Source organism: Paenibacillus sp. FSL R10-2771 (genome assembly GCF_038000205.1).
Classification (GTDB): domain Bacteria; phylum Bacillota; class Bacilli; order Paenibacillales; family Paenibacillaceae; genus Paenibacillus_AQ; species Paenibacillus_AQ phytohabitans.
In genome coordinates this window covers 6,521,738-6,537,203 of sequence record NZ_JBBOBM010000001.1, presented here as the reverse complement: position 1 = coordinate 6,537,203, position 15,466 = coordinate 6,521,738, and the positions used below count along the sequence as shown (strand labels likewise).

Annotated in this window: 8 protein-coding genes; 5 read left to right on the top strand and 3 right to left on the bottom strand. The window is 49.8% G+C overall.

Going from position 1 to position 15,466, the window contains the following annotated elements:
* The first annotated feature begins 377 nt into the window (after positions 1-377).
* The 4 genes from NSU14_RS28160 to NSU14_RS28145 all read left to right on the top strand — a co-directional run bounded on the left by NSU14_RS28160 (position 378) and on the right by NSU14_RS28145 (position 11,097).
* On the top strand, positions 378-1,481 hold the full coding sequence (locus NSU14_RS28160) for a slipin family protein (protein WP_340947999.1): 1,104 nt from the start codon (positions 378-380) through the stop codon (positions 1,479-1,481).
* 138 nt (positions 1,482-1,619) lie between these two features.
* The gene (locus tag NSU14_RS28155; protein WP_340947997.1) at positions 1,620-2,414 is read left to right on the top strand and encodes a hypothetical protein; all 795 of its coding nucleotides are present in this window, start codon (positions 1,620-1,622) and stop codon (positions 2,412-2,414) included.
* A 57-nt stretch (positions 2,415-2,471) separates the two neighbouring features.
* On the top strand, positions 2,472-3,215 hold the full coding sequence (locus tag NSU14_RS28150) for an NADAR family protein (protein WP_340947996.1): 744 nt from the start codon (positions 2,472-2,474) through the stop codon (positions 3,213-3,215).
* A gap of 112 nt (positions 3,216-3,327) precedes the next feature.
* On the top strand, positions 3,328-11,097 hold the full coding sequence (locus tag NSU14_RS28145) for a stalk domain-containing protein (RefSeq protein ID WP_340947995.1): 7,770 nt from the start codon (positions 3,328-3,330) through the stop codon (positions 11,095-11,097).
* 73 nt (positions 11,098-11,170) lie between these two features.
* Here the strand turns inward: NSU14_RS28145 and NSU14_RS28140 are convergent, their stop codons facing one another.
* Both NSU14_RS28140 and NSU14_RS28135 read right to left on the bottom strand, forming a co-directional pair.
* The gene (locus tag NSU14_RS28140) at positions 11,171-12,274 is read right to left on the bottom strand and encodes a response regulator (protein WP_340947993.1); all 1,104 of its coding nucleotides are present in this window, start codon (positions 12,272-12,274) and stop codon (positions 11,171-11,173) included.
* Complete coding sequence (locus NSU14_RS28135; protein WP_179093664.1) at positions 12,259-12,417, bottom strand: hypothetical protein; 159 nt, start codon at positions 12,415-12,417, stop codon at positions 12,259-12,261. The genes NSU14_RS28140 and NSU14_RS28135 overlap by 16 nt, the downstream gene beginning before the upstream one ends.
* A 258-nt stretch (positions 12,418-12,675) precedes the next feature.
* On the opposite strand from NSU14_RS28135, the gene NSU14_RS28130 reads away from it, so the two are divergent.
* Positions 12,676-13,830 (top strand): cobalamin-independent methionine synthase II family protein, encoded by a 1,155-nt coding sequence (locus NSU14_RS28130; RefSeq protein WP_076248932.1) that lies wholly within the window; start codon positions 12,676-12,678, stop codon positions 13,828-13,830.
* Between the two features lie 89 nt (positions 13,831-13,919).
* Here the strand turns inward: NSU14_RS28130 and msrAB are convergent, their stop codons facing one another.
* Entirely contained in the window at positions 13,920-15,458 is a 1,539-nt protein-coding gene (gene msrAB, locus NSU14_RS28125; protein ID WP_336102676.1) for a bifunctional peptide-methionine (S)-S-oxide reductase MsrA/peptide-methionine (R)-S-oxide reductase MsrB, read from the bottom strand.
* Positions 15,459-15,466: the final 8 nt, after the last annotated feature.

The window sequence follows — 15,466 nt, the reverse complement described above, 5'->3', positions numbered from 1 at the left end:
TACGGTCCGTTTCGGTAAGAGTCACCTTTGGGGTTCGATTCCCCAATCGCCTTGGGAGCGATTCTGGTAGAGTACTCGATTTCCATCGAGCGACAATTGAAGCACAATCTGAGTAAGGAAACCAATGGACAGAATCTCTGGCGGCTGGTATAGCGCACTGCGGAAGGGCTTTGCAATCCGTGGATACCGATGGTGCGGTAGCTGGGGAGGCTGTGGCAAGGACAGAAGGGAACGAAGGCCGGCTGAAGTAGGGTTAGCCTCGGACCTCAAGTAGTCCTCCCGGACCTCCCGGCAGGGCCGCCTGTCTCAAACGTGATTCCGTCTGAGCTGCAGCGGGATTCTGTCATCCATTGGTCAAACATTAAGGGGGCATACATATGTTGAAGCAAATAACGATTCAAGCGGACCAGCGCGGTCTGCTCTTTCATAAGGGAAGTTATGTGAAGCGGCTGCTGCCGGGAACCTACCGTTACTTATCATGGTCGCAGCATACAGTGGCAGTACTGAATATTGCCAAACCGTTTAGTGTCGAGGGTAAAGACCTGCAGCTGTTCCTACAGGATGATGAACTCTTGCGGGAGCTCGATGTCGTACGCGTACAGGATCATGAGATTGTTCTGCACTATGAGGATGGCCAATTCATGCAGCTGCTGAAGCCGGGTGTGTATGCTTATTGGAACCTCCTGAGGAAGCACACCTTCGTACATACGGATATCAGACAGCCGGAGCTGCCTGCCGGGATCGACCGCTCGATTATCTCGAAGCTTACTCCGTATGTGCAGTGCTGCGAAATCGCTAGTTACGAGCAGGGATTCCTGTTCTATGATCATACGCTCAATCGGGAGCTTACACCTGGTAAGTATTATTTCTGGAAGGGTCCGGTCTCGGTGCTGACGAAGACGGTCGATCTAAGACAACAGCAGATGGATCTGGTTGGCCAGGAAATGATGACAGAAGATAAGGTCTCGCTGCGTCTGAACTTCGTATGCCAGTACACAATCGTAAGTCCGCACCGCGTTCTGGAGATGAAGGCTTTTGACGAGCAGATACACATCCAGCTTCAGCTCCTGCTCCGGGAGTATGTCGGGACGCTGAAATTGGACGATCTTCTGAAACGAAAAGAGGATGTTGCCACATTCATTCTGTCCCGTATCCAGGAGAAGGAAGAGGCGTTCGGGGTGCGTTTCCTCGGGGCGGGGGTGAAGGATGTGATTCTGCCGGGGGAAATGAAAGACATCCTAAACACCGTCCTGCTCGCAGAGAAGAAGGCGCAGGCGAACCTGCTTACCCGCCGGGAAGAGACGGCTTCGACGCGCAGCCTGCTGAATACGGCGAAGCTGATGGACGAGAATCAGACACTGTTCCGTCTGAAGGAGCTGGAATTCCTCGAGAAAATATGCGACAAAATCGGCTCTATCTCTGTCACTGGCGGTGGAGACCTCCTGGAGCGGTTAAGCTCGCTAATCGGCAGTAATAGGTAGATCGCCTCCTGGCGGTCTATTATTTTATGCAGATCGAGAGAATTAAGCTTAGTCAAAGTTCCGGTAAACAGGTAATTACATAGAAGCTATAGAACTAAGCTATAGAGCGGTTTAAGCCAAACCCGAGGAAGTGACTCCATGGACAACAAAGCAAAGAAAATCCTGATGAACACCTTCTGGACCTCAGCTGGCTGGAAGAGTAGTCCTGCTGCCTTCAGTGGCGAGGATTTCGACTATGCCAAAAGCAAAGGTCTGATGTTCGATCCTGTGACGATTACCCATGACGAGATTATCCAGCGGCTGCATGAGCTGCATGGGGCGATTACCAAGGAGCGGGTAGCCGATGCGTTCCTGCACAGTCTGTCGACGAAGAAGGTCCATTTGCGGAGCGCCCTTTCGAGCTGGGCTCTGACTTCCGCGCTACCAGTACATAACTATGAGCAGCGGAGTGTTGTACGGCCCAATTATAGCTGCTGCTGGGATTGTAACTTTTACAGATTAATGTCTGACCGGGAATATATGAATGAGGACTTGAATGTGCTGAATTTCGAACGGGTCAAATGGGGCGGAATTCGTCTGAATTGGCTTTTATACTGCTGGATGGACCTTGAATTATTAAGTAAAGAAGAAGAGTTCGAGGTTACCGCCGAGGATACTGCCATACTCTCCGGGATGCTCGAAGCGATACGGGATTGTGCGGACCATGAGAGTGCGCGGATGCTGGAGAAGCGGTGGAAGGACGTGATTCCCTCCAGTAAGAATGAACGGGATGTGCTGATGGAGATCTGGGGATATGCCGGATTGCTGGTACCGCGGGACACACCCCGGAAGCGCAAAGGCGGGAGTCATGATTTTAACTCTATGGCTGAGTGGCAGGGAGAAGACGGCTATTCTCAGGAGGCGGTAGAGTTGTATTTCGGCGCGTTTTTGTAGATTCACTATGAACTTGAATGACGGTTAGATAATATAGGACAAGGAGGCACGCTCATTATGAACACCCCGGAACACATCCAGAAGATACTTGAAGACAACAGAAGAAAGCTGCTGGCTCTCAATCCCGAAGAACGCTTTATACGCTTCTATGAAACAGATAAGCCTTACGGTTGTTTCTCTAATTTTGCGAAGTACCCCATAGTGTTAAAAGGCAAGGCGTGGGCAACCACGGAGCACTATTTTCAGGCGCAGAAGTTCGCAGGCACTGAGCATGAGGAAGAGGTCCGGCTCGCCGGAACGCCGATGGATACAGCACGCTTGGGGCGGGACCGGAGTAAGCCGCTTCGTTCCGACTGGGAAGCATGCAAGGTTGAGGTTATGAGAGAAGCGCTGATGGCTAAAGTTGAGCAGCACCCCGCTATAAAGTCCATCCTGTTGTCGACAGGCGATTGTACCTTAGTTGAACATACCGCCAATGATGCCTACTGGGGAGACGGTGGTAACGGCCAAGGCGGCAATATGCTGGGCAAGCTGCTGATGGAGATTAGGAACGGATTAGATGAATATGTGCCGGAATTCTTGCTGCCGCAGTGGATAGTGTATCCTGAAATTGAGCCGTTCAGCATTGGCTGGAGAATGGGGTATGGTGAAGATTACTTGATGCACTTATGGGAATGGAGAGAGCAGCAGTCGCCGGAGGCGCTGAAGGAGTATGATGCGTACTTCACTCCGCCGGAGGAGTGGGCTGAGGCTGAGAGAATCAAAGAAGAGTATAGGAAAAAGAATAAGGATCAGGACTGAACCCCGTAGACTATCCATTACTTCATGCCGCCACCATTCGTGGCGGTTTTCTTGTTTATTCTACGTTTAGCGCTGTCGTGTAGAATAAATTGATGTAGAAAAAATGAAAATAATGGAGGAAAAGGCATTGAGATTTAAACGGATAATCGCCTTGTTGCTGGTGTTTGCGATGATCATACCGACGGGCTTGATACATGCGGCTGATCTGGTATTGAAAGAGGATGCAAATATTATGAAGTATACTCCTGCTGGATTGAGAGACCTGGAGGATACTATTGATGTTACGGATGAATCGTATGAGGCAGAGATGCTTGTTACCTTTGAGTACGGGGAGGCGTCTTATCCTCCAGATTATGTTCAATTATCCATTGTGGAAGAAAATCCGGTAGGCAAGCGGATTGTGGGCAATACACTGTTCGTTGATAAAGGAGCACCAGCTGGAACGATTACCATCAAAGCTGTATTGCCGGATAATTTTTATACTACTCATACTATTACTGTGAATTCAGGTGGGGGTACTCCGCAACCGGCGCAGCCAAGAATAGCCCCTACGCCGCTGGATACAAGTGATCTTAATCATCTCATCGTAAGTGCAACGGCACTGGATGGCGGAATTCACAATGTACAGATAAGAACATTTTTTAAGCATGCCTATGGTATGGTGCCGGGTGACATTATTAGCCTGACACGGGAAGACGACAATAGTTCAGTATTTTCTGCTGACATTACCTATCAAGTCAAGAGTAAGATAAGAGAATTCAATGCGTATGAAATGACTTATTTTTTCACTATGTTAGATGAAGATGGGGGATTCCTGCAATATCCCGAGGTTATTGACATGAACTCGTTGGAAGGAGCTTTGACGGTTAAGTTGGCTGATCCGCCGGACTTTTCCACAGCAGCTATAGTCGAGCACACTCCGCCTGTTGTTACCAGTTTCGACAATATACCCGCTACATTCAAGATTACGCAGTTGCAGGAAGGCGAAGTTCCAACAATCAATGTCTATTACAGGTCAGAATTAACTTCCGATGGATTAAGTATAGTGAAGGGTATGGGCCAACTAACCCATGTGGACGGCGATACGTACACCGTTAATTTGGCTGATCCCGAATTTAAACAAATGGAAGCCTATACGATAGAGTACTTTATATCCACCAATCGGGGCTACCAATGGTACTATTATCCGCAGGGCATGAATCCTTATGCTCTTACTGGCTTATATAGCACCTCTATCCCGCGTGAACTATACGGTTCGGAGGAACCGGAAGAGCCGGAAGAACCAGAAAGTCCCGAGATCACTAGGGATGACTTGTATTTAAAAGTTATCGAGGCATCCGACCTTTATCTATATAGTCTTGAGGGAGATGGCGAAGGACAATACTCAAGACAAGCAAAAGACGCTTTAAACGATGCCATTATGCAAGCAGTAGATGTGTACCACTATTCAGATAATCAAGCAGAGATTAAAAATGCACATCAAATGTTATCCGATGCCATAGAGATATTTCGCGCGGCAGTAGTGACACCGTTTCAGGCCAAGATTAGCTATGCGCAAAGGATATTCGATTATACCACTGTGGGGACAGACTACGGTCAATATCCGGCTGAGGCAAGAGATACGCTAGGAGCTGCTATTACTTCGGCTAAAGAATGGAATAATCCCACCTCTACCGAAGCTGAGCTAGAGGCTGCCTATCAAGCTTTGGATGCCGCAATTACAAAATTCTTAGACTCCGAAATTAAGAGGGGAGATCCCTCGGTACTCCAGGAGAAAATTGGTGAGATATGGGATTTCCTGAGGTTTGCTTCGGAAGGAGATGGACCAGGACAGTATCCTTCATCAGCTTACACAGATTTGTACAGTGTCATCGATGCAGCAAATGTTCTGATTAGGAATTCAGGGACCGAAGCACAAATTAATGAAGCCTATGAAAATTTGGTGAATGCACTACAGGTTTTTAAGGATTCAAAGAATCCCGATACTAATAAAGTAGCGCTCCAGGCTGGCATCGAGACTGCCCGGGCATTTTTGGATGCCAGTGAAGTAGGTACCAAAGTTGGACAATATCCGGCAGATTCGAAGGACATTCTCCAAGGTTCCATAGAAGCAGCGTGGGAAACGTTAATCAACCTGATGTCTACTCAATTGGAAGTTGATCAAGCGTTAGCGAGTATGAATAATTCATTGGCGAATTTTAAGGCGTCTGTAATTAAGGCTGGAGACAATACAGCACTACAAGCCGCAATTACTGAGGCGAAAATCCTCCTGGAGGGAAGTACTGAAGGAAATGCTGTAGGAGAATATCCGCTAGAAGCCATGGACTTACTGGCATCCGCGATTACAAATGCAGAAAACTTGGCAAATGAAGAAGCGACTCAAGTAGCAATGGATGAGGCTATCCTAACTCTGAACAACGCAGTTGTAGCTTTTGAAGCTGCGGTGATCAAGGAAGGGAACAGCACAGAGCTCCAACTCAAAATTGAAGCAGCAAGAAATCTTTTGAGTTTTAGCGCAGAGGGTGATCGCCCTGGAGAGTATCCGTCAGAAGCCTTCGATGCTTTGGATAAGGCTGTTGAAGCTGCCGAGTCTCTGATGGATTCCCCCGGGACACAGCAACAGATTGATGATGCCCATCATGATTTGGTACAAGCAATCGAAGCTTTCGAAAATGCTAAGATTCAGGAGGGCGAGTATGCCCCGCTTCTAATGGCGTTGTCGGAGGCAATGACACTCTATGATACTAGCCCGGAGGGCTACGGTGCAGGGCAATATTGGCCGGAAGTCAAAGCGTTGTTCATGACAGCCATTGAGGCGGCAAACATAGTAGTAGGCGGGCCGTCAACTCAAGAAGAAATAGAGGAAGCACTCCAAACACTTGCGGATGCGGTTGAAGATTTTCAGAAATCTGTAGTTCGTGCCGGGGACAGCACAAATCTTCAATTGGCCATTACGGATTTGACCACTCTTTTGAGCAACAGCAAAGAGGGGGATGACGCAGGAGAATATCCGGCAGGATCAAAAGCGATTTTGCAATCAGCGGTTACGGCAGCATCGAATGTGATCAGCGAACCGGCTACCCAGCAGGAGATTGACCAGGCTTATGAGGAACTGATAGATGCGGCAGGTATTTTCATCGCTAAAATAATTCCAGCGGGCAATATCTCGAAAGCTCTCGAAAAAATTTATGAGGTAGGCAGGCTTTTGGAGGCCAGCAAAGCAGGAACCGGAGTTGGACAATATCCGGCTGAGGCAATAGCAGCATTGGAGGCAGTATTTGATGCAGCGATTATTGTGGTCGATAAACCCTCTTCGCAAGTGAAGCTTGATGCTACTTACCAAGCCCTTGTAGACGCGGTCGATGTGTTTAAGAAGGCGCAGATACTGGCTGGAGACACTGAAGAAGCTGACGCGGTAGTGATCGGCGCAGAAACGCTACTGAAAGACAGCGTTGTAGGTGAAGGCGTAGGCGAATATCCGCTGACAGCCAAAACAGGACTGGAAGCAGCGATTGCAGCAGCTAAGGAAGTGTTGGAACAACCAGCGACACAAGCGCAGATTGACACAGCTAAAGCGGCGTTGGAAGCGGCAATTACCGCATTTGTAGCTAAGGTAAATGGAGCAGGTAGCAGCGAAGAAGCTGACGCGGTAGTGATCGGCGCAGAAACGCTACTGAAAGACAGCGTTGTAGGTGAAGGCGTAGGCGAATATCCGCTGACAGCCAAAACAACACTGGAAGCTGCGATTGCAGCAGCCAAGGAAGTGCTGGAACAACCAGCGACACAAGCGCAGATTGACACAGCTAAAGCGGCGCTGGAAGCAGCGATCGCAACTTTCAAAAATGCAGTGAATAAAGAAGGCGGCAGCGAAGAAGCTGATGCAGCTGTGATCGGCGCAGAAACGCTACTGAAAGACAGCGTTGTAGGTGAAGGCGTAGGCGAATATCCGCTGACAGCCAAAACAGGACTCGAAGCAGCGATTGCAGCAGCTAAGGAAGTGTTGGAACAACCAGCGACGCAAGCGCAGATTGATACAGCTAAGGCGGCGTTGGAAGCAGCGATCACAACTTTCAAGAATACAGTGAATAAAGAAGGCAGCAGCGAAGAAGCTGATGCGGTAGTGACCAGCGCAGAAACGCTGCTGAGAGACAGCATTGTAGGCGAAGGCGTAGGCCAGTACCCGCTGGCAGCCAAAACAACACTGGAGGCAGCGATTGCAGCAGCCAAGGAAGTGCTGGAACAACCAGCGACACAAGTGCAGATCGATACAGCCAAAACAACATTGGAAGCAGCAATCAAGGCATTTGAAGCTGCGGTGAATAAAGAAGGCAGTAGTGAAGAAGCTGATGCAGCTATGACCGGCGCAGAAACGCTGCTGAGAGACAGCATTGTAGGCGAAGGCGTAGGCCAATATCCACTGTCTGCCAAAACAACACTGGAGGCTGCGATTGCAGCAGCCAAGGAAGTGTTTGAACAACCGGCAACACAAGCGCAGATTGATACAGCTAAGGCGGCGTTGGAAGCGGCAATTACCGCATTTGTAGCTAAGGTAAATGGAGCAGGTAGCAGTGAAGAAGCTGATGCGGTAGTGATCGGCGCAGAAACGCTACTGAAAGACAGCGTTGTAGGTGAAGGCTTAGGTGAGTACCCGCTGGCAGCCAAAACAACACTGGAAGCAGCGATTGCAGCAGCCAAGGAAGTGTTCGAAAACCCGGCAACGCAAGCTCAGATCGATGAGGCCAAAGCGACGCTGGAAGCAGCAATCAAGACATTTGAAGCTACGGTGAATAAAGAAGGCAGCAGCGAAGAAGCTGACGCAGCTGTGACCGAAGCAGAAACATTGCTGGTCGATGTGCCAGTAGGGGAAGGTGTAGGCCAATATCCGTCTGAAGCGGTCGACGTGTTGAAGGCAGCCATCAAGGCAGCCAAAGAAGTGTTTGAACATCCAGCAACTCAGGCGCAGATCGATGAGGCCAAAGCTACATTAGAAGCAGCAATCACAACATTTGAAGCTGCAGTGAATAAAGAAGGCAGCAGCGAAGAAGCTGATGCAGCTGTGACCGAAGCAGAAGCATTGCTGGTTGATGTACCAGTAGGCGAGGGCGTAGGCCAATATCCGTCAGAAGCAGTCGACGTATTGAAAGCAGCAATCAAGGCAGCGAAAGAAGTGTTCGAAAACCCGGCAACGCAGGCGCAGATTGACGAAGCGAAAGCAACGTTGGAAGCAGCAATCACGACATTTGAAGCTGCGGTAAATAAAGAAGGCAGCAGCGAAGAAGCTGACGCAGCTGTGACCGAAGCAGAAGCACTGCTGGTCGATGTACCAGTAGGCGAAGGCGTTGGCCAATATCCGTCAGAAGCAGTCGACGTGTTAAAAGCAGCCATCCAGGCAGCCAAGGAAGTGTTTGAACACCCAGCCACGCAAGCGCAGATTGATGAAGCCAAAGCTACATTGGAAGCAGCCATTATAACATTTGAAGCTGCGGTTAATACAAAAGGCAGCAGCGAAGAGGCTGACGCAGCTGTGACCGAAGCAGAAACATTGCTGGTTGATGTACCAGTAGGCGAAGGCGTAGGCCAGTATCCGGCCGAAGCGGTCGACGTATTGAAAGCAGCCATCCAGGCAGCTAAGGAAGTGTTTGATCACCCGGCAACACAAGCACAAATTGACGAAGCGAAAGCAACGTTGGAAGCGGCAATCAAGACATTTGAAGCTAGGGTGAATAAAGAAGGCAGCAGCGAAGAAGCTGACGCAGCTGTGACCGAAGCAGAAACATTGCTGGTCGATGTGCCAGTAGGGGAAGGTGTAGGCCAATATCCGTCTGAAGCGGTCGACGTGTTGAAGGCAGCCATCAAGGCAGCCAAAGAAGTGTTTGAACATCCAGCAACTCAGGCGCAGATCGATGAGGCCAAAGCTACATTAGAAGCAGCAATCACAACATTTGAAGCTGCGGTAAATAAAGAAGGTAGCAGTGAAGCAGCTGACGCAGCTGTGACCGAAGCAGGAGCATTGCTGGTCGATGTGCCAGTAGGCGAAGGCGTAGGCCAATACCCGTCAGAAGCAGTCGACGTGTTGAAAGCAGCAATCAAGGCAGCTAAGGAAGTATTTGATCACCCGGCAACACAAGCTCAGATTGATGAAGCCAAAGCAACATTGGAAGAGGCAATCACAACTTTCAAAAATGCAGTGAATAAAGAAGGCAGCAGCGAAGAAGCTGACACAACTGTGACCGAAGCAGAAACATTGCTGGTTGATGTACCAGTAGGCGAAGGCGTAGGCCAGTATCCGGCCGAAGCGGTCGACGTATTGAAAGCAGCCATCAAGGCAGCCAAAGAAGTGTTTGATCACCCGGCAACGCAAGCGCAGATTGATGAAGCCAAAGCTACGTTGGAAGCAGCAATCAAGACATTTAAAGCTGCGGTTAATACAAAAGGCAGCAGCGAAGAAGCTGACGCAGCCGTAACGGGTGCACAAACGCTGCTGAAAGACAGCATCGTAGGCGAAGGCGTAGGCCAATATCCGGCTGAAGCTGTAAAAGTGTTGGAAGCTGCGATCGCAGCAGCCAAAGAAGTGCTTGAAAACCCAGCAACACAAGCACAAATCGACGCAGCGAAAGCGACGTTGGAAGCAGCGGTGGCAGCCTTTGAAGCGGCAGTCATTCAAGCTGGAAATGCTGGAGAGATTCAAGCCCAAATTATTGAAGCGACCACTCTTTTAAATGAAAGCACAGAGGGCAACGGCGTAGGACAGTATCCGGCGGGTTCCAAAGCAATCCTGCAAGCCGCAATTACGGCGGCGGAAAATGCCATCCGCACGGCGGCAACACAAGCAGAGATTGACAAGGCTAATGAGCAATTAACAGCGGCTTATAATGCCTTCCGGGCAGCTGTAATCAAGACTGCACCGGTAGATTCGTATACACCGCCGGTTAGCAACTATACCCCACCGGCAGCTACACAGCCTGTGACACAGCCGTCTACCAAAATTACAGATGGACTGAACACAGTTGAAACGGGACAAGGCACAGTAAAAACAGCTGCGTCTGAGGTTCAAGAGATCATGAAGGCTACGAAGCCGGTTATTCTTGAATCTACGCTTGGTGTAATTGATTTTGGTAAGAATGGCTTGAACGTACCGGAGCTCAAACTAGGATTAGGTGCTTCCCTGGAGTTAGGAATACTTATGACAGAGAAGTCCAAAACCGATGAGGTGTTGGCAGGAGCCAAGCTGGATCAGGCGGGCTTGCAGCCGCTAGGCGGGAAGGTTCTGGACCTGATTGCCCAGCTGAATTATTCGAACGGCACCAGCACGAGAATCAAGAGCTTCGCTGAACCGGTCAAAGTCACGATTAACTTGAAGGAGCTAGGATTGACCGGTGATACGACCAACCTGACAGCGGTTCGATTCGTACCTCAGGCAGACGGCACGTATAAGACGATCAAGCTTGGCGGGGTCTATATCCCGGCAACGAATAGCTTTGAGTTCTATACGGACAGCTTCAGCTTGTACAGCATCGTTAAGGCTGATTCGGTTACCAAGATTACGTTCAAGGTTGACAGCAAAGAGTATTCAATTGGAGCACTTGCTAAGCAAAACGATGTGCCGCCTGTTATCCAGGAGCAAAGAACCCTGGTGCCGATCCGGGCTGTAGCGGAAGCTTTGGGCGCTGAAGTCAAGTGGGACCACGCAACCAAAACAGCGACCATTACGCTTGACGGTAAAGTGCTGACAATGACTTTGGGAGAATTGATTGAAGGCATGGACGTACCTGCGCAGGCGATTGACGGCAGAATCATGGTGCCGCTGCGTTACGTTTCGGAAGCCTTAGGAGCTTATGTCATGTGGTTCCCGCAAGATAAACGGATCGAGGTTATCCGTTAGTATCATCCTAATCTAAAAAGCCGGTTGCCTGTTTCAGGGCAATCGGCTTTTGTCTGCTTATTAAACTTTCTGCTTACCTGTTCAATCTATGCATCATCTCTCGGATGGGGGTGCCCGGCTGTGTTCCCAGCTCCTGCAGCAGAACCTCCTCCAGCTTGCGGTACCGCCGGATGGCCTCGCTTGTTCTTCCGAGTCCGATCAACAGCCGCAGGGCCTGCCCGGCGATATCCTCGCGCAGGGCGTCGATCCGGAGGATTTCATCATATGCCTGCAGTGCCTGCTCCATCTGATGCTGCTCGAGATAGATACGGGCGGCCAACTCTTGCAGCTCTATATAATCCTGCTCCAGGCGGCGCGCCTTGGTGCTGGCCCATTCGTAGGTTTTACCCTTAAGAAAAGGTCCGGTATACAAAGCTGCTGCCTGTTTCAGTAATTCCGTATGCCCGTCCCGGTTCATTCTGATTTCTCTCAGCAAACGCTCGAATGCATACAGGTCACAGGACAGGGAATTCTCCACAATCTGTACCTCATTCCGGTCAGGCAGCAGGCACACCTTAAGCCCGCTTTCACTGATAGCTTTGCGGATATAATACAGATTGCTATTCAGGTTGTTGCTTGCCTTTCCGGATTCAAACCCGCCCCACAGGGTGTCCATGATCTCGTCACGGCTGACTGAGCGTTTGTACAGGAGATAAGCGAACAGCTCCTCCGTCTTGGGACTCCTCAGCTTGAGAGGCTTCCGGTCCGGTCCGGGGTGCAGCAGCTTAAAGCCGCCGAACATGCATACCTCCAGCACAGGCTCCACCTCCGGCCGCCTCGGCCGCCTCCTTATTTTATCCAGAGTCTGTCTTACCCGTTCCGCAGAAACCGGCTTCAGCAGATAGTCAGTCGCGCTGGCGTCGAACGCCTGAAGTGCATATTCCTCATAGCCGGTAACGAATACCACGTCCATGGCCTCATATAGCTCATGAAGCTGCCGGGACAACTTCATCCCGCTTACCTCCGGCATGGAAATATCCAGAAAAGCAATATCGATAGGGTTGTCCCTGGCATATTCATAGGCCTTCACCGGATTCTGGAAGGTCTGGCAGATCACGACCTCTCCGCTCTCGGACAGAACCCAGCTGAGCTGATTAAGTGAAAGCCGTTCATCATCGACAATTATCGCCCGAAGCATATGTTCACCTCCTTATTCTTTTTTAGCCAGATCTGCCCTCTGCCAATCTTCCGGCAGCCCGGGACGCATCCCCTGCCGTTATCCTTAATGGCAAACCCGACCGCACCATTCTCCAGCCGGCCCAGCCGCTCCTTGATCATCATGAGTCATTAGTCCTAGAAAATCTAATCAGCCATTAATATTAGCAAATTACAGATGGGCTTTCAATTAGAATTCACACCGGGAAAAGTCTATTTGTGTCGGCACGGAGGAAAAATGGTACGGACACTACATAAAAGATCCTTACTATACCTTTTGACTATAACCAGATATCATTTTTAAGTGTTACGTACCTCTAAGTCCTCCATGCTAGAATTTAGACACAAGAGAAAGAGATGTATGAGAATAGAGGAGGACTATATATGTGCAATAGATTTCAAATCGTAGGCAGCCTGCTGCGTCCGGCGGAGCTATTAGAATATAAACAGCAGATTGAACACCGTGATGATATCCAGTATCCCTTTTACCAGGACTTTCAGGGGTATGAGCAGTGTGAATCGGAGGCCATTCAGGCTGTAGTGGATAAAGAAAGAGACAACGGGTTGTCCATTCTTACGGATGGGGAATACTCCAAATCGATGTGGCATCTGGACTTCGTCTGGGGCTTCCAGGGGATTGACCGCTATATCGCGGATCATGGATATTTCTTCAGAGATATAGATGGAGCTTCCAAATATGAGACCAGAAAAGATATCGGTCTGCGCATTACAGGTGAATTGGGCGGAAAGAACCATCATTTCATTCATGCCTATAAGAAGCTTCAGGCTCTTGCCGGCGACCGTGAGACCAAGCTGTGCGTACCTTCACCATCCCATATTTTTGGTGAGCTGTCCTGGTCGGATAACATTGGCAGTACAGGAGTGTATAAGGACAAAGATGAGCTGAAAGACGGTCTGGTTAAGGCTTATAAGGATTTTGTAGGGGAATTCGCTGCTGCAGGAGGACAAATTCTGCAATTCGACGATTGCTTATGGGAGTTATTTGCCGATGATAACCCGAACTCTCCATTTACCGGCGAGAAAATCAATCATGAGGAAGTACAGGGTCTGGCTGCAGAATTTATTGACATCAACAACACCATTATTGATTATGGTCATAGCTTGGGCCTCAAAATGTGGACGCATAACTGCCGCGGCAACTACGATTCCCGTAATATGGGCGGCGGCTCGTATGCCAAGATTGCGAATCTGTTCCTGAAGCAGCTGAAGTACGACCGCTTCTTCCTGGAATGGGATGATGACCGTGCAGGCTCCCTTGAGGCGCTGGCGGTGTTCAAAGATAAACCGGAGACGGAAATTGTATTAGGCTTACTGTCTTCCAAAACGAATACGCTTGACGATGAGGCCCGTGTAGTTCAAATGCTTGATGAAGCATCAAAAATTATTGATAAGGACAGATTGTTACTGTCCCATCAATGCGGGTTCGCGTCCTGCGATGGCGGTAATGAATTAACGGAAGATGAGCAGTGGGCGAAGATTAGACAAGGACAAGAAATTGCCCTGCAATATTGGGGTTAAGTAAGTAACAAACAACAATCGCCCTCCACACAGCTCTCTTGAGCGTATGGAGGGCGATCTTTTTAAGAATCTGTACGAATCCACTTGATCTACTCCACCAGTCCCAATAAATACCCGTAATGCTCCGCTTCCATCTGGTCCAGGGGGATGAAGCGGATGGAGGCGCTGTTGATGCAGTAGCGTTTGCCGCCGCGGTCTTCGGGGCCGTCATCGAACACATGACCCAGGTGGATATCGCCGGATTGGCTGCGGACCTCGGTGCGCTCCATGCCGAAGCTGGTGTCTGTGGTGTAAGTTACCACCTCCGGGGTAACCGGCTTCGTGAAGCTGGGCCATCCGCAACCGGAATCGTATTTGTCCCGGCTGGTGAATAAGGGCTCTCCAGTCGTGATATCGACATACAGGCCGGGTTCGTAATTGTCCCAGTATTCGTTGCTGAAGGCATGTTCGGTATCATTGTTGACAGCGACCGCATACTGTTCAGCGGTTAATTGTTCCTTCAATTGTTCATCGGAGGGGCGCGGGTATTGGGCAGGATCAATCACAACCGCTTGCTCATCCAGAATACTTAAGTCAATGTGGCAGTATCCGTTCGGGTTCTTCTCCAGATAATCCTGATGGTACTCCTCGGCCAGATAATAGTTTTTCAGAGGCAGAACCTCCGTTACGATCGGCTTATCATAGTTCGCCTGCTCCTGATCTACGGCCTGCTGAATGATGGCTGCATCCTCAGGGGACGAATAATAGATTCCAGTCCGATATTGAACGCCTCTGTCATTGCCTTGCTTATTCCGGCTGGTAGGATCAACCACTTTGAAATAAGACTCCAGCAATTGCTGGAGCGTCACTTGCTTCGGATCATATTTCACATGAACGGTCTCCGCGAACCCGCGGTCCCCGCGAATGACATCTTCATAGGCCGGATTCTCGCCTTCCCCGTTGGCATAACCCGAGGTTACATCCTGAACCCCCTGAATGCGGGACATATAGGCCTCCACACCCCAGAAGCAGCCACCCGCCAGGTACAGATTGTGCAGATCCTTATCAGCAATGGGAGGGGTCTTGACAGTGCGGACCGTGGACGTCATTTCCCCGAAGGTCTGGGTAATTTGCTCATTGGAAGCATGACCCGGGAGTGATTTCACTAGATTTCCGTCCGCATCAATATAAAAGGAGGTAGGGAAAGCCCTGACTTCAAATTTCTTGGCCCATACCCCATCCTCATCCAAAAGTACGGTTAAGTTGTCATAAGACTGTCTATTGAACCACTCCGTGAATTCCTTGGAGGACTTCTCTCCCTTGGCATCCGGTGTAACAATCGTGATCACCTGGAAATCATTCTCTTGCCCGGCCAAGGTATTCAGGTCCTCAAGTCCGGCCAGACAGATGGAACACCAGGAAGCCCAGTACTTCACATACACTTTCTTACCCTGTAGATCCGACAGTTGAAGGGAGTTACCCTTCAGATCCTGTAATGCAAAGTCAGGTGCAGGCTTTCCTTTGTCCATTGCAGCGGGGGAGCCGGTATTGCCGGCGGGTGCGTTCGGCTTCGTACCACAGGCCATCAGGAGCGACAGCATTCCGCCAATCACCAGGACATATCCCATCCATTTCCACGCACTCCTCATAGCTAACC

Excerpts from the sequence above, each read along its gene's own strand:
- NSU14_RS28160 (WP_340947999.1), top strand. The coding sequence starts at position 378 with ATGTTGAAGCAAATAACGATTCAAGCGGACCAGCGCGGTCTGCTCTTT.
- NSU14_RS28155 (WP_340947997.1), top strand. The coding sequence starts at position 1,620 with ATGGACAACAAAGCAAAGAAAATCCTGATGAACACCTTCTGGACCTCA.
- NSU14_RS28150 (WP_340947996.1), top strand. The coding sequence starts at position 2,472 with ATGAACACCCCGGAACACATCCAGAAGATACTTGAAGACAACAGAAGA.
- NSU14_RS28145 (WP_340947995.1), top strand. The coding sequence starts at position 3,328 with ATGGAGGAAAAGGCATTGAGATTTAAACGGATAATCGCCTTGTTGCTG.
- NSU14_RS28140 (WP_340947993.1), bottom strand. The coding sequence starts at position 12,274 with ATGCTTCGGGCGATAATTGTCGATGATGAACGGCTTTCACTTAATCAG.
- NSU14_RS28135 (WP_179093664.1), bottom strand. The coding sequence starts at position 12,417 with ATGATGATCAAGGAGCGGCTGGGCCGGCTGGAGAATGGTGCGGTCGGG.
- NSU14_RS28130 (WP_076248932.1), top strand. The coding sequence starts at position 12,676 with ATGTGCAATAGATTTCAAATCGTAGGCAGCCTGCTGCGTCCGGCGGAG.
- msrAB (WP_336102676.1), bottom strand. The coding sequence starts at position 15,458 with ATGAGGAGTGCGTGGAAATGGATGGGATATGTCCTGGTGATTGGCGGA.